Below are 22,145 nucleotides of genomic sequence, written 5' to 3' on the forward strand. Positions count from 1 at the left end.
AGCATCCCCAGACACAAGTGCGCGAGCGGCTTGCGAACCGTTAAAGATACGCAATTCCACGCGTTTGGTTTTCAACGCGTTGCCGATTTCAGCACCCGGTCGACCATGGCGGGCGCGAGGCCGAGGTAATTTTTCGGTGAAGTCAGGGTATCGATGGTCGCGCGGTCGATTCTGCTCGAAACGCGCGGGTCGGCGGCCAGTGCGTCGGCCAGCGTCAACCCCTTGTCGTTGGCCAGCCGGCAGGCGTCATAGACCACGTCATGCGCCTCCTGCCGGCCGATTTGCGGCGCCAGCCCCATCATGACCGCTTCGGCCACGATCAGGCCACGACTTATGGCGAGATTGTCGTTCATCCTGGGTTCGTCCACGATCAGGCCGGCGAGCGCGAACTTGGCCTGGTGCAGGGCGCCGGCGGTCAGCACGAAGCTTTCGGGGATCGCCATCCATTCGGCGTGCCAGGGACCGGTGGCGCGCTCGAAATCCTGCACCATCGCGTCCAGCATCAGGCCGGCATGCTGGCGCACTGCCTTGCTTGCCGCCAGCATCAGCTCGGACGAGATCGGGTTGCGCTTCTGCGGCATGGTCGAGGAGGCGCCGCGGCCCTTGACGAAGGGCTCGTAGACTTCCGCGAACTCGGTCGAGGCCATGATCATGATGTCGAGGGCGATCTTGCCAAGCGAACCGGTGACGAGGGCGAGGAAATTCACCGCTTCGGCAAAGCCGTCGCGCGCGACATGCCAGGTCGAAGCGGGCACGCCGAGCTTCAGCTCGGCGCAGAGCGCCTCCTGCACTTCAAAACCCTTGTCGCCGAGTGAGGCCAGGGTGCCGGCCGCACCGGCGAACTGCCCGACCAGCACGCGCGGCTTCAATTGCGCGAGTCGCTCGGCGTGACGGTCGAACATCGCCAGCCAGATCGCGGTCTTGTAGCCGAACGTCACCGGCAGCGCCTGCTGGAGGTGGGTGCGCCCCGCCATCGGCGTATCGCGGTAGCGCCTGGAGAGATCGGCGAGGATCTTGCGCAGCTCCGCGATGTCACGCCCGACGATCTCGAGCGCAGCGCGCAATTGCAACACCACCGCTGTGTCCATGATGTCCTGCGTGGTCGCGCCCCAATGCACGTAGCGGCCGGCCTCGCCGCACTGCTTCACCATCTGATGCACCAGAGGGAGGATCGGATAGCCGACAATGTCGGTCTCCTGCCGGAGCAGGTCGAAATCGAGCGCGGCGACATCGGTCCTCGCCGCGATCTGGTCGGCCGCCTCCTGCGGGATCACACCGCATCGCGCCTCCGCCCTCGCCAGCGCCACCTCGACCTCGGCATAACGCCCCACCAACGCGACGTCGGAAAACACTTCGCGCACCGCCGACGTGCCGAAGGCATCACGGAACAGCATGGAGTCGAGCACGGTGGTGGAGGCGTGAAAAGCGGGCATGGGCGTTTCTTTATGGTTGGTGTTTTGTATGGGGGAGAGATTACGCAGCTTCGTTGGCGGAGCAATCGACATTCATTGTTCGTCACACCTTCGACGTCCCACAGTCTCGCAGCAGCACGCCGGCTGCCGCCCCGTCATCCTGAGGCGCGAGGCATGGGACGCAACGCGTCCCATGAGAAGCCTCGAAGGATGAGCGGCCCCGATGCAGCCGGGCCGTCCATCCTTCGATGGCTCGCCGAAGAGGCGAGCACCTCAGGATGAAGGAGAAAGAGCGGCCATAGCCCTCAGCAATCCGCTCCAAACCGCTGAATTCTCGCCGAGGTTGTATACCTCCCCGAAAACCGCATGGCTGCCATCACGCAATCGTGGTGAACCGGCTCGACCGCTCGGCGGACTCACAGACTTCAAATCGAAATCCATTTTTGATTTCTTCATTGCCTGATGTCGCCGTGAGGTCCGAGTTTTCGACGTGCAGTTTCTGTTCCGGGATCACCTTCTCGACACCGACCGGCGCGAGCTGAGCCGCGAGCAGGTTCCCGTTTCCGTGGAACCACAGGTGTTCGACCTCGTCGTCCATCTCATGGAGAACCGGGACCGGGTGGTCAGCAAGGACGAGCTGATCGACAAGATCTGGCACGGGCGCAGCGTTTCCGAATCCACCCTGACCAGCCGGATCAACGCGGCGCGCAAGGCGATCGGCGACAATGGCGCGAACCAGGCCTTGATCCGCACCATCGCGCGAAAGGGCTTTCGCTTCGTCGGCGACGTCGAGACCAAGCTCGCCGCGATCGCGCCGGAGCCGAACCGCGCGACACAGACGCTCACGCTGCCCGACCGGCCCGCGATTGCCGTGCTACCCTTCACCAATATGAGCGGCGACCGCGAGCAGGACTATTTCTCCGACGGGATCAGCGAGGACATCATCACGGCGCTGTCGAAGCTGCGCTGGTTCTTCGTCATCGCCCGCAATTCCTCCTTCGTCTACAAGGGCCGTGCCGTGCACATGAACGAGGTCGCGCGCGACCTCGGCGTGCGCTACGTGCTCGAAGGCAGCGTGCGGCGGAGCGGCGAGCGCGTACGCATCTCGGCGCAGCTCAATGACGTCTCGACCGGCGGCCATCTCTGGGCCGAGCGCTACGATCGCGAGCTCGCCGACATTTTTGCCGTCCAGGACGAGATCACCGAGGCGATCGTCGCCGCGATCGAGCCGCAGCTCTACGCCGCCGAAAGCTTTCGAGCCCAGCAAAAGCCGCCGGGCAGCCTCGATGCCTGGGATCTCGTGATGCGCGCACTGTCGCATTACTGGCGCATCACCCGCGAGGACAATGCCGCCGCGCAAGCCCTGCTGGAGAAGGCAACGTCGATCGATCCCGCCTATGGCAAGGCGCTGGGCCTGCTCGCGACCAGCCACATCTTCGGTGCGCATATGGGCTGGGCCGACATGGCCGCGACCGTGCCGGTCGCCGAGCGCGCGGCACTTGCGGCGGTGCAGGCCGATCGCGAGGACGCATGGGCCCATCACGGCCTCGCCTATACTTATCTTTTCCGCCGCCGCTTCGACGATGCGTTGGCGGAGTTCGAGCTGGCGCTCAGACTCAATCCGAATTTTGCGATGGCACACGCCTTCTATGGCGTGACGCTGTGCTATGCGGGGCGATGGCAGGACGGCGACGCCGCCGCGCGGCGCGCGCTGCGGCTGAGCCCGCGCGATCCGCTCGCGGCGATCTATTGCGGAGTAGCGGCGTACGCGCAGTTCATTGGCCGCAATTACGAGGCTTCGATCCAGCTGGCGCGGGAATCGATGCGGCAGCGCGCCGATTTCGTCGGCGCCCATCGCGTGCTGACCGCCGCCGCCGGCATGTCGGGTGATGCCCAGCTCGCAGCATCCGCGCTTCGCGGCCTCAATCGCGCCCAGCCCGGCCTCTCTCTGGCCTGGCTCACGCGCGAGCTGCCGATGCTGCGGGCCGAAGATCGCGAGCATTATCTGGAAGGGTTTCGGCGCGCAGGGATGAGGTAAACCCACCACGGTGACGGTGCACCCTCGCCCCTTGTGGGAGAGGGTGGCTTCGATGCGAAGCATCGAAGCCGGGTGAGGGGTATCTGTCCTCACGAATAGTTTCGCGAACGGAGAGAACCCCTCATCCGGCGCTTCGCGCCACCTTCTCCCACAAGGGGAGAAGGAAGGACGTCGCTTACTCCTGCATCATCTCGCCGCTGCCGCCGAACTCGGCGGGAAAATCCTTCAGCTTGGGCAGGCCGTCGCGCATCGGCAGCACTGTCTCCGAATAATTGACGTGGACGCCGGGCGTGAAGGCGAGCGTGGGGATCGTGGCGGTGAAGACGTCAATCAGGTCGAGCGGCGGATGGTTGGTCATGAGATGGCCGCCGCACTTCCTGCAATATTTGCGCTGGCTAAGCGGCGTCTTGGCGAAAGTCTCGACGTTCTGCGCGCCTTCGGTGATGCGCACCGCTTCAGGCTTCCACAGGCTGAAGGCGTTGACCGGTCCGCCCGACCAGGAGCGGCAGGAGCGGCAATGGCAATAGCCCATCGCCGCCGGCTCGCCCGTGACCTCGACCGTGACCGCGCCGCAGAAGCAGTGTCCGATATGTTTCATTGAATCGTCTCCATTGATGAAAGATGGAATTCTTCTCTCCGCTCCAGTTCGCCGACATCGCGGCAGAGACGGGGGTCGCGACGAGCTTGGTTCGCGCTGGTGGCCCCGGAGTGAGGGGAAACACTCCGAGACATTTTGAAGGCTGAAGTCCGGCAAAGTCAGTTACGCGCGCCGGGTCCGCCGCGCGTCCTCCTTTCGGCGGACGCGGCAGCGGCACGTGCGACCTAGACTGACCGGCGCCAGGGAATAAGCATCGACACCCGTTGTTTGTACTGCCGGTATTCGTCACCGAAGAGGTCGACGAGGTCGCGCTCCTCCAGCGCGATGCCGACGAAGATGTATGCGGTGGTCACGGCCGCGAACAACAGATGTCCTGCCGTCATGATCGGCGCGGCCCAGAACGCGATGATGAAGCCGAGATAGATCGGATGACGAACGAACTTGTAGAGCAGCGGCGTCTTGAAGCGCGCCGGCGCCGCTTCCTTGCCGACGAGATGGTTGGTCACCTGATGCAGGCCGAACAACTCGAAGTGATTGATCATGTAGGTCGAGGTGAACACCAGCACCCAGCCCGCCACGGACAGCGTGACCAGCGTCACGGCGAGATCCGGATTCTGGACCTCCCATATGACGGTCGGCAGCGGTCGCCATTGCCAGAACAGGAGCAGCAACGACAGGCTCGCGAACAACACATAGGTGCTGCGCTCGACCGGCTTGGGGACGAACTGCGTCCACCACGCCTTGAAGCGCTGCCGCGCCATCACGCTGTGCTGGACGGCGAACAGCGCCATCAGCAAGAGATTGATGATGACGGCCTCGGCCGTCGGCGTGTCGGCACCGGTGTCGATGGTCTTCGGCACCACCAGCCCCATGACGAAGCCGATGGCGTAGAGAATGCTGACGAAAAACACGAGATATGCCGCAATTCCGTACAGAAAGGCGATGAACTTGAAAATGCGAGAGCCCGCAACCTCCGGGCCGATGGAATGAACCTGGTGATCAAGTTGGGTCATAGAACGCTCCGTTGTGCCGAGGCATCGGCACTGTTTGGTCTTCGCACCATGCCGGATCGGACGTCCCCAGGCTTTGGCGGACGGTTGATTTTCGCCTGAGACGACTTTGATTTTTGCTTGAGACGACAGAAACGTGCGATTCCTCTTTGAAAACAAAGTGCTCGACGGCGACCTGCGGGAGCTCACCTGCGGCGGCGCCGCCGTGCCGCTGCAGCCGCAGGTGTTCGACCTGCTGCTTTACCTGGTCGCGCAGCGCGCACGTGTGGTCAGCAAGGATGACCTGATCAGCCAGATCTGGAGCGACCGCATCGTCTCGGACTCGGCGCTGAACAGCCGAATCAACGCGGCGCGAAAGGCGCTTGGCGATGACGGCGCGACGCAGCGACTGATCAAGACCATCCCGCGCAAGGGCTTTCGTTTCGTCGGCGAAGTCCGGGAAGAGGTTGCAACGCCGCTGGCACCAGCGGAACCAGGCCCTGTCCTGGCGCGCGTGGTGACGGACCGGCCCGCGATCGCCGTGCTCGCCTTCGAGAACATGAGCGGCGATCCCACGCAGGACTATTTCGGCGACGGCATCAGCGAGGACATCCTCACCGCGCTGTCGAAACAGCGCTGGTTCATGGTGATCGCCCGCAACTCGTCCTTCACCTACAAGGGACGCGCGGTTCACATCAGGCAGATCGCCGAGGAGCTCGGCGTCCGCTACATCGTCGAAGGCAGCGTTCGCAAGGCCGACAATCGCGTGCGCATCACCGCGCAGCTCAACGACGCCACCACCGGCAGCCATCTCTGGGCCGAGCGCTACGACCGTGAGCTGGTCGACGTCTTCGCCGTGCAGGACGACATCACCAATGCGATCGTCGCCGCGATCGAGCCGCAGATCCACGCGGCGGAGAATTTCCGCAGCCAGCGCAAGCCTCCCGCGAGCCTCGATGCCTGGGACCTCCTGATGCGCGCGCTGTCGCATTACTGGCGGGTGACGCGGCAGGATCACGAGGCGGCGCAAGCCCTGCTCGAACGCGCCATCGCCATCGATTCGAATTACGGCCAGGCACTGTCGGTGCTCGCGGCGAGCCATATGTTCGGCGTCCATCTCGGCTGGGCCGAGCTTGCCACGACCGCGCCAATTGCGGAGGCTGCAGCCCTTGCCGCGGTGCGCCACGACCACGAGGATGCCTGGGCGCACGCCGCACTCGGCAGCGTCTTCTTCTCCACAAGCAGGCTGTCCGACGCACTGTCCGAGTTCGAGCAGGCGCTCGCGCTCAATCCGAATTTTTCGCTGGCGCAGGGCTATTACGCGCTGGCGCTGTCCTATGCCGGACGCTCGAGCGAATCCTACGACGCGGCGGAGCGGGCGATCCGGCTGTCACCCCGCGATCCTTCGCTGGCGATCTATTACGGCATCGCCGGCTATGCGCGCTTCACCGAACGACACTATGACGAGGCCATCACGCTAGCGCGCGAGGCGATCCGCCACCGCGGCGACCTCACCGGCGCCTATCGCGTCCTCGCGGTCTCCGCCGGCATGACCGGCGACAGCGCGCTTGCGGAGATGGCGCTGGGCGAACTTCGCCGCACCCAACCAAATATCTCGCTGCACTGGATCGCGACGCAGTTGCCATGGGCCAACGACGCCGACCGCGAGCACTATCTGGAGGGATTCCGGCGCGCGGGATTGCGCTAAAACGCGATGAGATTGGGATGAATCGTCATCGCGCTTTAGGTTGTTGTTTGAGCATGACCTTTTCGGAAAACCGCTTCGCACTATTCCGGATCATGCTTTAGCGGATCGTCAGGCCCGGATCACGAGGCGTGCTTTCTGCGCAGATGGACGATGACGTCGAGCCGCGCGATCTCGTGGCCGGGAAGCGCCTCGGGAATCCTGGTGAAGGTCAGGCCGTCGGCCACGTCGACCAGCATGTCCTCGCCCTCCATATAGAAGTGCGGATGCACGGACGTGTCGGTGTCGAAGAACGATTTGATGCCGTCGGCCGCAATCCGGCGCAGCAGGCCGGCTTCGGTGAACTGGTTCAGCGTGTTGTAGACGGTCGCGAGCGAGAGATATGCATTCGCGGCGATCGCTTCGGCATGAAGCCCCTCCGCGGTGACGTGACGGTGGCCGCGCAGGAACAGCAATTGGCCGAGCGCCAAGCGCTGGCGGGTCGGGCGCAGGCCGGCCTCGCTGAGCACTCGCAAGCAATGCTGCACGCCCTCGTCCGGCTGCAGATCGGGGCCGGCGAGATCGGGGCCGCTCTCGTCGACGGTCGGTATATGCTCGGCCCGGAAGTCCATCGATCAATCTCACGGCTGAATGAACGGGAACGGGCTGCGTCGCATACCGCCAGTTGCCATTGGATCGCAAGAGCGGCTAGCCGGCTTTGATCCGGATCAAATCTGCAAGCGGGAGACCTCTGACCTATCGCAAGGCGGCCTGAATTATTCCGTGCCAGGGTGACGAGCTATCGACGAGGGGCACATGTCCAGGCCGGTTCCCGACAAGGCAGAGATCGCGCTCGAATATCCCGACAAGTTCTATGTCGGCACTTTCGAGCATTCATCCCGGTTCGAGGCGAAGCTCGACGGCAGCGGCCTTGCGCTGGTGCTGCAGCATCCCGGTGCGGCCGACGAACGCAAATCGGTGCACCTGCACATCAATTTCGGCCTGCTGGCCGGCATCCTGCACGAACTCGCAGGCAGCGTGGCAGCCTTCTCCAAGGACGACATTGCGCACCGCGAGCAGCTTGCGGACGCGCTCGCCGAGCTGCAGCGGGCGCTCGGCACAGGCTGACGGCCTGATGCTTTTGGCCGCAGGCGCGGACTTGCGCAATCGTGCCTGGCCCCGTCTCGGACATGACGGACCCCTGTAATCGCACGATGCGAGCGCTTCGGCGATGGGAGACCTGCGGTCAAAACAGGACGCACTGTACATTTTTTGTGCGAACACTGTCGAGACTTTCATCTTGCGGCGTCGAATGGGACTATGTGAGCCTCATATCGGATGGGGACTGGGATGGGCCGGCCGTAGCTTTGCGCGCCATGACGTGCGAAGCGTTTACGGCTGGTCTCGCTTAAGAAAGATACGACATGCCAAAACGAGTGTTGCTTGGACTCCTCCTGGCTTGCGGCCTCACGGCCTCGGCTCTCGAACCGGCGCTTGCGCAAGAGCCGAAGACGGGGGGTGTGATCAATGCCGTGATCCAGCCCGAGCCGCCTGGCCTGATGCTTGCGATGATCCAGAACGGCCCGACCCAGATGGTCTCGGGCAACATTTTCGAGGGCCTGCTGCGCTACAGCCCCAAGCTCGAGCCGCTTCCGGAGCTCGCCGAGAGCTGGACAGTCAGCGAGGACGCCAAGACCTACACCTTCAAGCTCCGCAAGGGCGTCACCTGGCATGACGGCAAGCCCTTCACCTCGGCGGACGTGCTGTTCTCGATCGAGATGCTGAAGCAGACGCACGCCCGCGCGCGCACCAACCTCGCACAGGTCGACAAGGTCGAGGCGCCCGACGATTACACTGTCGTCTTCACGCTGAAGCAGCCGTTCGGCCCGTTCCTCGGCATTTTCGAGGTCGGCTCGATGCCGATGGTGCCGAAGCATCTCTACGAAGGCACCGACTTCAAGACCAACCCCTACAATAACGCGCCTGTCGGCACCGGCCCCTTCATGTTCAAGGAATGGCAGAAGGGCTCGTTCATTCGCCTGGTCAAGAATCCGAACTATTACGAGAAGGGCAAGCCCTATCTCGACGAGATCTACTGGCAGATCATACCCGACGCCGCCGCGCGCTCGGTGGCCTATGAGACCGGCAAGGTCGACGTGCTGCCCGGCGGTTCGGTCGAGAACTTCGACGTTCCCCGCCTGACCAAGCTGAAGGACACCTGCGTCACCGGCGCCGGCTGGGAGTTTTTCTCGCCGCTGGCTTGGTTGTGGCTGAACAATCGTCAGGGTCCGCTCGCGGACAAGCGGGTGCGGCAGGCGATCATGTATGCGATCGATCGCGACTTCGCCAAGGACGTGATCTGGAACGGGCTCGGCAAGGTTGCGACCGGCCCTTCGTCTTCGGCCATCAAATATTACACCGACGACGTGAAGAAATACCCGTACGATCCTGCCAAGGCCAAGGCGCTGCTGAAGGAAGCCGGCTACAAAGGCGAGAAGATCCGCCTGCTGCCGCTCGCCTATGGCGAGACCTGGCAGCGCTGGGGTGAAGCGGTGAAGCAGAACCTCCAGGACGTCGGCATGAACATCGAGACCATCGCCACCGACGTTGCCGGCGGCAACCAGAAGATCGGCGATTGGGACTACGACATCGCCTTCACCTATCTCTACCAGTATGGCGATCCCGCACTCGGCGTCGGCCGCAACTACATCTCCAGCAACATCGCCAAGGGCCAGGTGTTCAACAACGTCGAGGGTTACTCCAACCCGGAGATCGACAAGCTGTTCGCCGACGGCGCGGTGGCCACCCCGGACTCCAAGCGCAAAGAGATCTACGAGAAGGCGCAGAAGATCCTGGTCGAGGACGTGCCGGTGGCCTGGATGCTCGAGCTGCAGTTCCCGACCATCACGCGCTGCAAGGTCAAGAACCTGATCACCACGGGGATCGGGGTCAATGACGGCTTCAAGGACGCATGGCTCGACAAGTGAGCGCGCTCGCTGAGGCAGCGGCGGTGCCCACCTCTCCCATAGGGAGAGGTCGGATCGCATCGAAAGATGCGATCCGGGTGAGGGGCTGCGCTCCCTCGTGGAACCTGATCCCCCTCACCCGCGCCTTCGGCGCGACCTCTCCCCGTTGGGGAGAGGTGTCCCTCGCGGCGAGACCAGCTCAATCAACTAGCATACGAATCTAGATGCTCTCCTTCGTTGCCCAGCGTGTCGTGAAGGGCGTGATCGTCCTGCTTGCGATCGTCGTCCTCAATTTCTTCCTGATCCGGCTTGCGCCCGGCGATCCCGCGGTCGTGATGGCGGGCGAGGCCGGCGCCAGTGACCAGGTCTTCGTCCAGCAGCTCCGGGAAATATTCGGCCTCGACAAGCCGGTGCCCGAGCAGCTGTTCATCTACGTCAAGGGCATCGCGACCCTCGACCTCGGCTTCTCGTTCCGCCAGCAAGCGCCTGTCGCAAAGCTGATCGCAGAACGGCTGCCGGCAACATTGCTGCTGACGCTGACGGCGTTTGCGATCTCGCTGATGCTCGGCATCCTGTTCGGAACCTTTGCCGCGCGCTTTGCCGGAACCATCCTCGACACCGGCATTACGATATTCGCACTGATCTTCTACGCCATGCCGATCTTCTGGGTGGCGCTGATGGGCATCCTCTTGTTCTCGGTGACCTTCGACTGGCTGCCGAGCTTCGGCTACGAGACGGTCGGCGCCAACCTCACCGGCTTTGCGTATGTGGTCGATGTCGCAAAGCACCTGATCATGCCGGCGATGACGCTCGGCCTGTTCTTCATGGCGACCTATACCCGCATGACGCGGGCCTCGATGCTCGAGGTGAAGCGGCTCGACTTCGTCAAGACCGCGCGGGCCAAGGGCCTCTCCGATTCCGTCATCCAGCGGCGCCACGTGCTGCGCAACGCGCTGCTGCCCGTCGTGACGCTGGCCGGCGTGCATGCCGGCACGCTGATCGGCGGCGCCGTCATCACCGAGACCGTGTTCGCCTGGCCGGGCATCGGGCGGCTGATGTACGACGCGCTGCTCCAGCGCGACTACAATCTGTTGCTCGGCGTCTTCGTGACCTGCTCGGTCATGGTGCTGATCTTCAACCTCATCACCGACCTCGTCTATCGCCTGGTCGACCCACGCATCGAATTCGCCGCATGAAACAGTTCTGGAAATCGATGCTCAGAAGCCCGAGCGGCGTCATCGGGCTCATCATCCTTCTGCTTGCGATCTCGGTCGCGGTGTTCGGGCCGATGCTGTTCCCGAATTCGCCATGGCGCATGGTGCAGCGGCCGTTCCTGCCCCCTTTCACGCTCTCGACCGTGCCGCTCGGCACCGACGCACTCGGCCGCGACGTCTTCGCCGGCATGATTTTTGGTGCGCGCGTGTCACTCCTGGTTGGCCTGGTGTCCACGCTCGTCGCGCTGGTCGTCGGCGTTCCCATCGGCGCCATGGCCGGCTATTTCGGCGGCAAGGTCGACGACGCCCTGATGCGCTTCACCGAATTCTTCCAGACCATTCCGAGCTTTGCGCTGGCAATCGTGCTGGTCGCGATCCTGCAGCCCTCGATCTACTCGATCGTGGCCTCGATCGCCGTGGTGAGCTGGCCCCCGGTCGCCCGCCTCGTGCGCGGCGAGGTGTTGTCGCTGCGCACCCGCGAATATGTCCAGGCCGCCGTGGTCACCGGCCAGAGCAACAGCTGGATCATCCTGCGCGAAATTTTGCCGAACGCGCTGTCCCCAGTGATCGTGCTGGCCTCGCTGATGGTGGCGACCGCGATCCTGCTGGAATCCTCGCTGGCCTTCCTTGGCCTCGGCGATCCCAATCTGATCTCCTGGGGCTACATGGTCGGCGCCGGGCGCACCGTGATCCGCCAGGCCTGGTGGATCACCGTGTTTCCTGGCGTCGCGATCCTGATCTCGGTGCTCGGGCTCAACCTGATCGGCGAAGGCCTCAACGACGCGCTCAATCCGCGCCTGTCGCGGGAGGGCCGCTGATGATGACCGCTCCGCCCGCCGTCTCGATCAGGAATTTGCGAATCGCGCTGCCCAGGGGCGCGGAGCGTCCGTTTGCCGTCGACGGCGTCTCGCTCGATTTGCGGCCCGGCAAGATCGTCTGCGTCGTCGGCGAGTCTGGCTCTGGCAAGTCGATGTGCGCGCATGCGCTCATGGGACTTCTGCCAGATACGGTGTCGGTCAGGTCGGGCGAGATCCAGTTCGAAGGCCGCGACCTGCTAAAGCTCGACCACGACGGCTGGCGCGACCTGCGCGGCCGCCGTCTCGCGATGATCTTCCAGGAGCCGATGACCGCGCTCAATCCGTTGATGCGGATCGGCGACCAGATGGCCGAGATGTTCGAGGCCCATGGTCTGCTCACGCCGAAGGAGCGGCGCGCGCGAGCACTCGCTTTGGCGCGCGAGGTCGGTCTGCCCGACCCCGAACGCATCGTGCGCGCCTATCCGCACCAGCTCTCCGGCGGCCAGCGCCAGCGCGCCATGATCGCAATGGCGCTCGCGCTCGAGCCGGCCGTGCTGGTTGCGGACGAGCCGACCACCGCGCTCGATGTCACCACGCAGGCGCAGATCCTCAAGCTGATCCGCAACCTCCAGCGCAACCGCAACATGGCGGTGATGTTCATCACCCATGACTTTGGCGTGGTCGCAGACATCGCCGACCAGGTCGTGGTGCTCCGCCACGGCAAAGTCGTGGAGGAAGGTCCTGCCGCGACCGTCTTCAACGATCCGCAGCACGATTACACCAAGGCGCTGCTCGCCGCCGTGCCGTCGATGGATCCGCCGAAACGCGCGCCGCTCGATGATCAGGCCAAGGCCGTCGAGGTGATCGGGCTCGGCAAGACGTATGTCACGTCGGGCGGCTGGTTTCGCGAGGACCGCCGCGTCGATGCCGCGCGCGAGGTCAATTTCAACATCCTCAGAGGCGAGACGCTCGGCCTCGTCGGCGAGTCCGGCTCGGGCAAGTCGTCGGTGGCGCGTCTCGTGATGCGGCTGATCGAAGCCGACCGCGGCACGGTGCGGATCGGCGAGACCGATCTCACGAGTCTTTCAGGCAAGGCGCTGCGCGCCGAGCGCCATCGCATCCAGATGATCTTTCAGGACCCGTTCGCCTCGCTCAATCCGCGCCGCAAGATCGGCCACATCATTGCGGACGGCCCGATCGCCGCCGGCACCGATCCGAAGGTCGCATTCGATCGCGCCCGCGATCTTCTCAAGATGGTGGGCCTCGATGCCGGCGCGCTCGAACGCTATCCGCATGAGTTCTCCGGGGGCCAGCGCCAGCGCATCGGCATCGCGCGCGCTCTCGCGCTCGAGCCCGAGATCATCGTCGCCGACGAGGCCGTCTCCGCGCTCGACGTCTCCGTGCAGGCGCAGGTGCTGAGACTGCTCGAAGATCTCAAGGCGCGCCTCGGCCTCTCGATGCTGTTCATCACCCACGACCTGCGCGTCGCAGCCCAAATCTGCGACCGCATCGCGGTGATGCAGCGCGGCGCCATCGTCGAGCTGAAGCCGACCACGCAGCTGTTTGCCGCACCGGAGCACGCCTATACGCGCGAGCTGCTGGCGGCAGTACCGGGACGCAAGGAGCGTGCGCCGGCGGCGTGAGGTGACAAGTCGCTACTTTTTGGCGGGAGGGTTGGTGTTGTTCCAGTTAGGGACGGAATTCGTGACGCCGACGGACGGCTGATTGGATGTTCCGACCGAGGGTGCGGTGACCGTGCCCACCGTCTGTCCCGATTGTCCATAGGTGCCTTGTTGAGCCGGTACGCCCGGGCTCAGACGCGTGCTGCTTTGTGCACCTGCTGACGACTGGGCGCTTGCAGCGAACGGCGACGCCGCAAATCCGACGGCGATAAGTGCAGCAATCAAGCTTCTCGTTCTTGTCATGGCAGGTCCCTTTCGAGCGCGGTGCCTCAGTGGCATCGATCCTTCCCCCGTCGAACCGCTTTTGCCCTGAGCAACCTTACAACTCCGCCCGCACGACAATGTGCCGCAACAGGCACACTACGGCTCTTCAACACTCCATCACGATGCCGCGACAAGAATACAGGCCTTGCGGCGAGAGCCGATGCGCTAGGACGATCTCGTACGAGACGCTGTTCTCGTCTTCGAAGCCGACGCGCCTTGCTTGCGAAAGCGGCTCATCACCCGCTTCGCATTGTCGCCGCAGCTCAATCCGTCGGGCTTGGTCTCGATGGTCTCGATGATGGCGCGCAGTCGCTCCAGACTCTCACCGAGACGTTCACGCAACGCCTCGATTTCGGCAACCTTCCCCTTGAGCGCGCCGACGAGTTCGTCGTGGCGCCAGGCGTCGAATTTCGGCGGCATCAGACGGCGGATCTCGTCAAGCGAGAAGCCGGCACTCTGGGCGCTGGTGATGATCTCCAGCAGCAGGACCGCGTCCGGCGTGAACTCGCGGTAATTATTCGCGCCACGATCGACTGAGCGGATCAGGCCGCTCGCTTCGTAAAAGCGGATCCGGGACGCGGTCAGGCCGCTGCGGGCCGCCAGCTCTCCAATCCTCATGCCGCGCCTCGATAGGGGTTGACCTTAAAGTTAACTTTAAGGGTAGAGTCGCGTCACGATCAAGACAAATCATCCACGACAGGCCGTCTACGAAATGAGCCCCATGACAGCGTTCGAGAAGCTGACGCTCCCCAATGGTTCCGTGATTCCCAACCGCATCGCCAAGGCCGCGATGGAAGAGAACATGGCCGACGCCGACCAGGCGCCGTCGCCGGAATTGATGCGTCTCTACCAATCCTGGGCCGACGGCGAAGTCGGCTTGATCATCACCGGCAACGTCATGGTCGACGGACGCGCGATGACGGGTCCGGGCGGCGTCGTGCTGGAGGACGACAGGCATCTCGACAGGTTCAAACGTTGGGCCGAGATCGGCCGCTCCAAAGGCGCCCAGATCTGGCTTCAGATCAACCACCCGGGCCGCCAGATGCAGGCCAATCTCGGCCAGAAGGCGTTTGCGCCCTCCGCTGTGGCGCTGGACCTCGGCAAGATGTCCAATCGCTTCGCGGTACCTGAGGCATTGACGGACGACGGCATCGCCGACGTCATCAGGCGATTTGCGCGAGCGGCTCAACTGGGCGAGCAGGCCGGATTTACCGGCGTCGAGATTCACGCCGCGCACGGCTATCTGCTCAGCCAATTCCTTTCACCGCTCAGCAACCGGAGAACCGATGCATGGGGCGGTTCGCTCGAGAACAGGGCGCGCCTGCTGCTGGAGATCGTGAAGGCCGTGCGCGCCAAGGTCTCGCCGGGTTTCGCGGTCGCCGTCAAGCTCAACTCGGCCGACTTCCAGCGCGGCGGCTTCAGCACCGAAGACGCTCGGCACGTGGTGGAGATGCTCAACCATCTCGGCGTCGATCTCGTGGAGCTGTCCGGCGGAAGCTACGAGGCGCCGGCCATGCAGGGGCAGTCGCGCGATGGAAGGACGCTCGCGCGCGAAGCCTACTTCCTGGAATTCGCACGCGACATCAGGACGGTTGCCAAAATGCCGCTGATGGTCACCGGAGGCATCCGGCGCCGCGCGATTGCCGATCAGGTGCTCGGCAGCGGAGTAGATATGGTCGGCATCGGCACCGCGCTCGCGATCGACCCGCATCTGCCGCGCGACTGGCGTCTCGGCAAGGACATGGTCCCCGAGCTTCGGCCCATCAGATGGACAAACAAGATGCTGGCCTCGCTCGCCAACATGGCTGTCGTCAAATTCCAGTTGCGGCGATTGAGCCGAGGTGGAAGCCCCAACCCAAAAGTGTCGCCGCTAGGGGCTTTGATCCTGCAGCAGGTCGCGGCCGCATTCCGGACGCGGCAATATCGGCGGTGGATTGCGCAGCGTCCGGCGGCCGAGGCGTCGACAATTGCTGCGTCCGGGGCAGATTTGCCCATAGCCGAGGCCAGTTAGAGCCCTGGTCGATAGCCTTGGCCGCAGAGTGAGGCGGAGCTGGTCTCCGGTATCCGGCTCCGCATAGGAACGGAATGGTCACGGGCTTTTTATTCCTTGTGACCGCTTGCACACCTGAAAACCCGCGGTTCGCACCCACATGGAATGGCATGATTTCCATCATCTGATGATGGAGCTTGCGATTGATTGGAGCCGACATGGGCCAGATTATTCAGTTTGTCTCGAAATCCGAGCGCGAGCGTCTTCGCCTCATCCAGGAAGCGCGCGCGATCTACGACAGCATCTTCCCGCCGGCTGATGCGGCCGGCGAGCCGTCGCGTGGAGCCAATACGCGCCAGAGCGACAGAGGCAACCTCGCATGATCAAGATCATCGCAGTCCTCTGCAGCCTCGCTTCTCCGTCCAATTGTCACGAGCAGCTCGTGACCAGCTCCGACTTTGCGGAAGTCTCTGTGCAGTCCTGCCTGATGGGCGCGCCGCAGCTTGCCGAATGGATGAACCAGCACCCGGCCGAGCGCCTGGCAGCCTGGCGCTGCGTGATCGGTCAGCAGAACGGCCGAGGAATCTAACGACACAAAGCCGCCTATCGGGGGCGGCACGATCCGGATCCTATGGGCCGCGACTTGCGGGTCGTGGCATGCGCCAATCAGGCCGCGAGCTGCGTTTTGACTCGTCGACATCCTCCATCATATGATAATTATCATCTTATGGAGATGCGGGGAGACCAGGGATGGGTGACGACAAGGCCGACAAGCCGGCAGCCAAATATGGTGTCGTTCCCATCGAATTGATAACATCGATGTCCGGGCTTGATTTCGTCCGTGGGATTTTCGCCCGGCAATTGCCCGAGCCGCCGATCATGCAGACGGTCGAGCCGTTCGACTGCACCGCCGAGCCCGGAATTGTCGTGATCCACAGCGTGCCGGGGCTGCGTCATTACAATCCGATCGGCTCCGTCCATGGCGGCTATGCCGCGATCCTGCTGGACTCTGCGATGGGACTCGCGGTGCAGACCACCCTGCCCGCCGGGACCGGCTACACGACGCTGGAATTCAAGATTTCGTTCGTACGCGGTATGAGCGAGGCCAGCGGCACGATCCGCACCGAAGGCCGTGTGCTCAACGCCGGCCGCCGCGTCGCCACTGCCGAAGCCCGCATCACCGATACAAAGGGCCGGCTGCTCGCACACGCGACGACGACCTGCCTGGTGTTCGGCATCGAGAAGGCCAGCCCGGAAGGCTGACGGACGTCATCGAGGGTTGGTATTGCTCCAGGTCGGGACCGCATTGGTCACGCCGACCGACGGCCAATTGTAAGTTCCAATCGACGGCGCCGTCACCGTGCCGACCGTCTGTCCCGACGATCCGTAAGTCGGCCTCGGCTGCGCGGCGAGCGATCCGGCACCGCCATAGCTAGGGGCCACCGTGCTCGTGTTGTAATAATGTCTGCTCGACCGGTGCTTCTTCGCTTCCGCCGCGACGGGCGCAGCAAGCAGTCCGGCAGCGATGAGCGTGGCAATGGCGAATTTGAAGCTTGTCATGGTTGATCCCTCGGCAACTGGCTGCACCCAGCATGTGTTCATCGTCCGCAAGATTTCCATTGGCCCGGTGTTCATAACTCCGTGCGAATGCGAAGGTGCCACAGCACGCGCTCGCTGCCTTCGGCTGGACCCGAATCAGCGCTAGTGCATTGCTCATCAAGTGATGTCCCTGGACGCAAGCAGCATGACCGGCGCCGAACTCAAGCAGCTCCGCAACGATCTCTCCGACGCCCTCGAGCGGAAGCTCACCGCGGCCGACATGGCAAAGCTGTGCGGACTGCCGGAGAAGGGCGGCGCCGACACCATCAGGCGCTGGGAGGTGAGCGGTCCTACGCCGTCGGCAACCAAGGTGCTGCGCGTGCTCGCGATGGCGAGCGAGCGTTATCCGATCATGGAGAAGTTCGACATCTTCGATCGTCACGACGTGCGCGAGGAAGACCGGCCCGCGAAGCGCGCGGCCTTCCGCGAGCAGATGCGGGATGAAGCGCGACGCCGTCTTGGTTAAGGCAAAACGCACGCGCGTTACCGCGCGGGCGCGAAATTAAACCTTCCTTCACCACTTCTTAAGCCGCCATTAAGCACGAAAATCAATTGCAGCCCAATAAGTTAGGTTGGCTGCCGCTGTGCCACGGATGTGACAGCATTTTCGTCAAAAGCGAGCTATCTGCAAAACCAACGCGGCGCGGACAGCGCGCCTGCCGGGGACCTTTAGTGTTGGAGTTCAAGACGATGAAGAAGATTCTGTTTGCGACCGTTGCACTGATCGCGCTGGGCGCGGCTGCGCCGGCGATCGGCGCCGATCTCGGCAACCGCAATTACTACAAGGCGCCCGCGCCTGCCTATGCCGCGCCGATCTATAACTGGACCGGTTTCTACATCGGTGCGCATCTCGGCGGCGCGTTCTCCAGCGACAACAATTTCAGCGGCCTCTCCACCGGCAACAACGGCAACGGCCGCTTCCTCGGCGGCGTGCAGGCTGGCGCGGACTGGCAGTTCCACCCGAATTTCCTGGTCGGTGCCGAAGCCCAGTATTCCTGGCTCTCCGGCAGCGTCGGCGCGGTATTCCCCGGCGGCGTTGCTTACACCAATGACCAGCGCGGCCTCGGCTCGATCACCGGCCGCGTCGGCTACACCTGGGGTCCCGGCCTCGTCTACGTGAAAGGCGGCTACGCCTATTCCGACAACAACGAGAAGGTCACCGTCGGCGGCGTGCCGACTGCCTTCGTCATCACCGGCGATCACCGCAACGGCTACACGGTCGGCGCCGGCCTCGAATACATGTTCGCCCCGAACTGGTCGGCCAAGGCCGAGTACCAGTATTACAATTTCGGCGACGCGCACTTCACCGGCGGCCCGCTGACGGGCACCGGCAACTTCACCACCGACGACCACACCTTCAAGGCGGGCGTCAACTACCGCTTCAACTGGGCCAACTCGACGGTCGCGCGCTACTGATCGCGCCTCAAAAAACGTCTTCATCATCGAGGGCCGGCAACGCTGCCGGCCCTTTGCTTTTTCGCTCTGCGGAACTTGCCAACCAATTGTGCAACTTGCGATTTTTTAACCCGCGCCAAGGATACTCCGCGACGAAAATATAAAGATCAGGCGTGGGGGAATTTCGATGGCGATCCGTCTCGGTGGCTTTCTTGGCCGTTTCAAACCTCGTTTCAAAATGCCGAAATGGGGCGTGCGCGGCAGCCTGTTCACCGCCTTCGCGGTGATCGCGGGCATGGGCCTCGTGATCGCCGCGGGCGCCGGCTTCGTGTTCAATCATCTCGGCGCGACCATGATGGATCTGAGCGGCCGCGACATTCCGCGCCTCTCCGCCAGCCTTCAACTCGCATCACAGAGCGCCACGCTCGCGGCACAGGGCCCGGGCCTGCTGGCTTCGCCGAGCGAAGACGCGCTGAAGGAACGCACCAAGGGCGTGCAGGACATCCAGCAGCTCGCCATGGCCAAGCTCGGCGAGATCATCGAGCTCGGCGCCGACAAGCAGATCGCGACCGCGCTGCGCGACACCGCCAAGAGCATCGACGAAGCCACCCAGAGCCTGGTCTCGGCGGCACGCGAACGGCTCGAAACCGGCGCGCTGCACGACAAGCAATATGAAGCGCTGCGCAAGGCCCAGCTCGCCTTCGTCGATGCGGCCGGCCCAGCGATGCTCGACGCGCAAACGCGCCTGAACGCGATCCTCGGCGCGGCAGACGTCTCCGCCGACGATGCCACCGAAGCTGCCCGCACCGTCGCGCAGATCTCGACGATCTCCGCCAACGGCAATCTGATGGCCGCCGACATGATGGCGGCGCTCTCGGCCAACAACAGCGACACGCTGGAGGTGATCGAGAAGGAATTCAAGACGACGCGCGACCGCGTCAAGTCGAACCTCGAGGACCTGCCGAAGATTGCCTCGATGCAGTCGATGCGCGATGCGGTGCAAAAACTGTTCGCGTTCGGCGAGGGCAAGACCGGGGTGTTCAAGATCCGCCAGAAGGAGCTCGACGCCATCGACTACGGCCAGACCATCCTGGACGAGACCCGCAAGCTCAATGTCGGCCTCGGCATCAGCGTGCAGCAGCTCGTCGACGGCGTGCAGAAGGAGACCGACGCGTCGACCTTCCAGGCCCGGCAGGAGATTTCCCTCGCCACCACCGCCATGCTCGGACTGGGCGCGCTGACGCTGGTCGGTTCGGTGCTGTTCGTCTGGCTCTATGTCGGCCGCAACATCCTGCGCCGCATCCGGGAGCTTCAGCGCGCCATGCAGCTGCTGTCGGCCGGCGACCTCGACGTCGAGATCGTCCGCTCCCGGCAGAACGACGAGATCGGCGCGATGAAGGAAACGCTGACCGTGTTCCGCGACAGCATGATCGAAGCCCGGGCGCTTGCGAACGAGCAGGACAAGGACCGCGTCGCCAAGGCCGAGCGCGCCGCGCGCATGGAAGCCCGCATCGCCGAGTTCGAGGGCACGGTGCGCAATGCGCTCGACAATCTCGCGCAATCGGCCAATTCGATGCAATCGACCGCGCAGAGCATGTCGAACACCGCCGACCAGTCCAACGCGCTGGTGAACGCGGTCGCTTCCGCCGCCGAGGAAACCTCGGTCAACGTGCAGACCGTGTCGTCGGGCACCGAGCAGCTGTCGTCCTCGATCGAGGAGATCAGCAAGCAGGTCGTCACCTCCGCCGCGATCGCCAAGAAGGCGGTGGACGAGGCGGGCGCTACCGACGCCACGGTGCAGAGCCTTGCGGACAGCGCCAGCCGCATCAGCGTCGTCGTCGATCTGATCCAGACGATTGCCTCGCAGACCAATCTGCTCGCGCTCAACGCCACCATCGAGGCGGCGCGCGCGGGCGAAGCCGGCCGCGGCTTTGCGGTGGTCGCCTCCGAAGTGAAGAGCCTCGCGAGCCAGACCGCGAAGGCGACGGAGGAGATCCGCACCCAGATCGCCAGCATGCAAGAGGTCACGACCTCGGCCGTCGGCGCCATCCAGGGCATCGGCCGGATCATCGGCGAGATCAACGACGTCACCACGACGATCGCTGCCGCGGTCGAGGAACAGGGCGCGGCCACCCGCGAGATCGCCCGCAACATCCAGCACGCCGCCGGCGGCACCAGCGAGGTCTCGAGCAACATCGTCGGCGTCTCCACGGCTTCGGCCGAGGCCGGCGCCGCGGCGAGCGAAGTGCTGGGCGCCTCGGACGCGCTCCGCCGCGAGGCCGACATGCTGCGCGGGGAGATCGACGCGTTCCTCAACAACATGCGGGCGGCGTAAGGCACCGTCCCGTAGCCCGGAATGTCCGCTATGCGGGGGCGCGCCAGCATTCTTTTTCGGCTGGCGCCACACGCCCGGCAGGTTTAAGCCGGTAGCATGAACGCGAAAACCGACACTGTGCCGTCCTCGGCCGAGGCCCTGCGCTACCCCTGGGAACAGCATCCCGGCCCCGACGAGGTCGTCGAGGTCCGCCCCGGCGTGTTGTGGGCGCGGCTGAAACTGCCGTTCCGCCTCAACCACGTGAACATCTATCTGCTCGCCGACGGCGACGGCTATGCGATGGTCGATGCCGGTTTCGGCAATGAGGAGACGATCGAGGCCTGGACCAGGCTGTTCGAGGGGCCGCTGAAGGGCGTCAACATCACGCGCCTGATCGTGACGCATTCACACCCCGACCATGTCGGCCTTGCGGGGTGGATCGTCGAGCGGTTCAACTGTCCGCTGGTGATGTCGCAGGTCGAGTATCTGCAATCGGTCTATCACCAGAACCGCGGCACCGAGGAACGGTGCGAGGCACAGCGGCTGTTCTTCCGCCGCCACGGCATGGACGAGTCGCTCACCGAGAAGCTGCTCGGCCGCGGCCAGGACTATCTCAAGCGGGTCTCGGTGCTGCCGCCGTCCTACCGCCGCATCTCGCATGGCGACGAGGTCGTGATCGGCACGCGCCGCTTCAAGGTGATCACCGGCGGCGGGCATGCACTCGACCAGGTGATGCTGTATTGCGCCGACGACAAGCTGTTCCTGTCCGCCGACCAGGTGCTGAGCAAGATCTCGCCGAATGTCAGTGTCTGGGCGGTCGAGCCCGACCAGAATTCGCTCGGCGAATATCTGGCTTCGCTCGCGAGCCTCACCACCACGCTGCCCTATGATCTCCTGGTGCTGCCCGGCCACGGCGTGCCGTTCTACGGGCTGAAGACCCGCATCAAGCAGCTCGCCGATCACCACGAGGAGCGCTGCCGCCTGATCGCGGAAGCCTGCCGCGAAGTGCCGCAGACCTCGCGCGCGCTGGTGCCTGTTGTCTTCAACAAGCACGTCCTCGACGAGCACCAGATGGGCTTTGCCGCCGGCGAGCTCGTTGCCCACGTCAACTACATGATCGTCGAGGGCCGGCTGACGGCCGAGACAAAGGACGGCGTGCTGCAGTTCCGGACGACGTGAGCTCTTCCTTCAGCTCGCCCCGCT

Annotated in this window: 23 protein-coding genes; 15 read left to right on the plus strand and 8 right to left on the minus strand. The window is 64.0% G+C overall.

What is annotated here, in order from left to right:
* Window positions 1-71: 71 nt before the first annotated feature.
* Both pcaB and HYH08_RS08735 read right to left on the minus strand, forming a co-directional pair.
* On the minus strand, window positions 72-1,433 hold the full coding sequence (gene pcaB / locus HYH08_RS08730; protein WP_220009356.1) for a 3-carboxy-cis,cis-muconate cycloisomerase: 1,362 nt from the start codon (window positions 1,431-1,433) through the stop codon (window positions 72-74).
* 355 nt (window positions 1,434-1,788) lie between these two features.
* Complete coding sequence (locus HYH08_RS08735) at window positions 1,789-2,010, minus strand: hypothetical protein (protein WP_220009402.1); 222 nt, start codon at window positions 2,008-2,010, stop codon at window positions 1,789-1,791.
* On the opposite strand from HYH08_RS08735, the gene HYH08_RS08740 reads away from it, so the two are divergent.
* Window positions 1,903-3,450, plus strand: a complete 1,548-nt coding sequence (locus HYH08_RS08740) for a winged helix-turn-helix domain-containing tetratricopeptide repeat protein (RefSeq protein ID WP_220009357.1) — start codon at window positions 1,903-1,905, stop codon at window positions 3,448-3,450. The genes HYH08_RS08735 and HYH08_RS08740 overlap by 108 nt on opposite strands.
* Window positions 3,451-3,625: 175 nt before the next feature.
* Here the strand turns inward: HYH08_RS08740 and HYH08_RS08745 are convergent, their stop codons facing one another.
* The gene (locus HYH08_RS08745) at window positions 3,626-4,048 is read right to left on the minus strand and encodes a GFA family protein (RefSeq protein WP_220009358.1); all 423 of its coding nucleotides are present in this window, start codon (window positions 4,046-4,048) and stop codon (window positions 3,626-3,628) included.
* A gap of 224 nt (window positions 4,049-4,272) precedes the next feature.
* Entirely contained in the window at window positions 4,273-5,061 is a 789-nt protein-coding gene (gene mddA / locus HYH08_RS08750) for a methanethiol S-methyltransferase (protein WP_220009359.1), read from the minus strand.
* Between the two features lie 133 nt (window positions 5,062-5,194).
* Here mddA and HYH08_RS08755 point away from each other — a divergent pair, with 133 nt between their 5' ends.
* Window positions 5,195-6,745, plus strand: a complete 1,551-nt coding sequence (locus HYH08_RS08755) for a winged helix-turn-helix domain-containing protein (protein WP_220009360.1) — start codon at window positions 5,195-5,197, stop codon at window positions 6,743-6,745.
* A 119-nt stretch (window positions 6,746-6,864) separates the two neighbouring features.
* On the opposite strand, the gene irr is transcribed toward HYH08_RS08755, so the two are convergent.
* Entirely contained in the window at window positions 6,865-7,353 is a 489-nt protein-coding gene (irr, locus tag HYH08_RS08760) for a Fur family transcriptional regulator Irr (protein ID WP_220009361.1), read from the minus strand.
* 184 nt (window positions 7,354-7,537) lie between these two features.
* Here irr and HYH08_RS08765 point away from each other — a divergent pair, with 184 nt between their 5' ends.
* The 5 genes from HYH08_RS08765 to HYH08_RS08785 all read left to right on the plus strand — a co-directional run bounded on the left by HYH08_RS08765 (window position 7,538) and on the right by HYH08_RS08785 (window position 13,341).
* Window positions 7,538-7,849: a hypothetical protein gene (locus HYH08_RS08765; protein ID WP_220009362.1), complete on the plus strand. Its 312-nt coding sequence runs from the start codon at window positions 7,538-7,540 to the stop codon at window positions 7,847-7,849.
* A 296-nt stretch (window positions 7,850-8,145) separates the two neighbouring features.
* On the plus strand, window positions 8,146-9,708 hold the full coding sequence (locus HYH08_RS08770; RefSeq protein WP_220009363.1) for an ABC transporter substrate-binding protein: 1,563 nt from the start codon (window positions 8,146-8,148) through the stop codon (window positions 9,706-9,708).
* Window positions 9,709-9,911: 203 nt separating this feature from the next.
* Window positions 9,912-10,883: an ABC transporter permease gene (locus HYH08_RS08775; RefSeq protein ID WP_220009364.1), complete on the plus strand. Its 972-nt coding sequence runs from the start codon at window positions 9,912-9,914 to the stop codon at window positions 10,881-10,883.
* Window positions 10,880-11,719, plus strand: coding sequence for an ABC transporter permease (locus HYH08_RS08780; RefSeq protein ID WP_220009365.1), 840 nt, complete (start codon window positions 10,880-10,882; stop codon window positions 11,717-11,719). Before HYH08_RS08775 ends, HYH08_RS08780 begins: the two co-directional genes overlap by 4 nt.
* 2 nt (window positions 11,720-11,721) lie before the next feature.
* Window positions 11,722-13,341 carry an ABC transporter ATP-binding protein gene (locus HYH08_RS08785; RefSeq protein ID WP_220009401.1) on the plus strand — a complete coding sequence of 540 codons (1,620 nt, stop codon included), beginning with the start codon at window positions 11,722-11,724 and terminating at the stop codon, window positions 13,339-13,341.
* A 12-nt stretch (window positions 13,342-13,353) separates the two neighbouring features.
* On the opposite strand, the gene HYH08_RS37870 is transcribed toward HYH08_RS08785, so the two are convergent.
* Together HYH08_RS37870 and HYH08_RS08790 are read right to left on the minus strand one after the other, a co-directional pair.
* Entirely contained in the window at window positions 13,354-13,623 is a 270-nt protein-coding gene (locus HYH08_RS37870; RefSeq protein ID WP_228747637.1) for a hypothetical protein, read from the minus strand.
* A gap of 186 nt (window positions 13,624-13,809) precedes the next feature.
* Window positions 13,810-14,262, minus strand: coding sequence for a MerR family transcriptional regulator (locus HYH08_RS08790; RefSeq protein ID WP_220009366.1), 453 nt, complete (start codon window positions 14,260-14,262; stop codon window positions 13,810-13,812).
* A gap of 103 nt (window positions 14,263-14,365) precedes the next feature.
* Here HYH08_RS08790 and HYH08_RS08795 point away from each other — a divergent pair, with 103 nt between their 5' ends.
* The 4 genes from HYH08_RS08795 to HYH08_RS08810 all read left to right on the plus strand — a co-directional run bounded on the left by HYH08_RS08795 (window position 14,366) and on the right by HYH08_RS08810 (window position 16,897).
* Window positions 14,366-15,655, plus strand: coding sequence for an NADH:flavin oxidoreductase/NADH oxidase family protein (locus HYH08_RS08795; protein WP_220009367.1), 1,290 nt, complete (start codon window positions 14,366-14,368; stop codon window positions 15,653-15,655).
* Window positions 15,656-15,852: 197 nt separating this feature from the next.
* Window positions 15,853-16,017: a hypothetical protein gene (locus HYH08_RS08800; protein ID WP_220009368.1), complete on the plus strand. Its 165-nt coding sequence runs from the start codon at window positions 15,853-15,855 to the stop codon at window positions 16,015-16,017.
* Window positions 16,014-16,223, plus strand: coding sequence for a hypothetical protein (locus HYH08_RS08805; RefSeq protein ID WP_220009369.1), 210 nt, complete (start codon window positions 16,014-16,016; stop codon window positions 16,221-16,223). The genes HYH08_RS08800 and HYH08_RS08805 overlap by 4 nt, the downstream gene beginning before the upstream one ends.
* Window positions 16,224-16,384: 161 nt before the next feature.
* Window positions 16,385-16,897 (plus strand): PaaI family thioesterase, encoded by a 513-nt coding sequence (locus HYH08_RS08810; RefSeq protein WP_220009370.1) that lies wholly within the window; start codon window positions 16,385-16,387, stop codon window positions 16,895-16,897.
* A 6-nt stretch (window positions 16,898-16,903) separates the two neighbouring features.
* Here the strand turns inward: HYH08_RS08810 and HYH08_RS08815 are convergent, their stop codons facing one another.
* Complete coding sequence (locus tag HYH08_RS08815; RefSeq protein ID WP_220009371.1) at window positions 16,904-17,194, minus strand: hypothetical protein; 291 nt, start codon at window positions 17,192-17,194, stop codon at window positions 16,904-16,906.
* Between the two features lie 184 nt (window positions 17,195-17,378).
* Between HYH08_RS08815 and HYH08_RS08820 the strand changes: the two genes are divergently transcribed.
* The 4 genes from HYH08_RS08820 to HYH08_RS08835 all read left to right on the plus strand — a co-directional run bounded on the left by HYH08_RS08820 (window position 17,379) and on the right by HYH08_RS08835 (window position 22,121).
* Window positions 17,379-17,699, plus strand: coding sequence for a helix-turn-helix domain-containing protein (locus tag HYH08_RS08820; RefSeq protein WP_220009372.1), 321 nt, complete (start codon window positions 17,379-17,381; stop codon window positions 17,697-17,699).
* 224 nt (window positions 17,700-17,923) lie between these two features.
* Complete coding sequence (locus tag HYH08_RS08825; RefSeq protein ID WP_220009373.1) at window positions 17,924-18,649, plus strand: outer membrane protein; 726 nt, start codon at window positions 17,924-17,926, stop codon at window positions 18,647-18,649.
* Window positions 18,650-18,815: 166 nt separating this feature from the next.
* Entirely contained in the window at window positions 18,816-20,963 is a 2,148-nt protein-coding gene (locus tag HYH08_RS08830; protein ID WP_220009374.1) for a methyl-accepting chemotaxis protein, read from the plus strand.
* Window positions 20,964-21,059: 96 nt separating this feature from the next.
* Window positions 21,060-22,121: an MBL fold metallo-hydrolase gene (locus HYH08_RS08835; protein ID WP_220009375.1), complete on the plus strand. Its 1,062-nt coding sequence runs from the start codon at window positions 21,060-21,062 to the stop codon at window positions 22,119-22,121.
* Window positions 22,122-22,145: the final 24 nt, after the last annotated feature.

Origin of the sequence: Bradyrhizobium sp. BR 10289 (genome assembly GCF_019455385.1) — a bacterium.
Classification (GTDB): Bacteria; Pseudomonadota; Alphaproteobacteria; order Rhizobiales; family Xanthobacteraceae; genus Bradyrhizobium.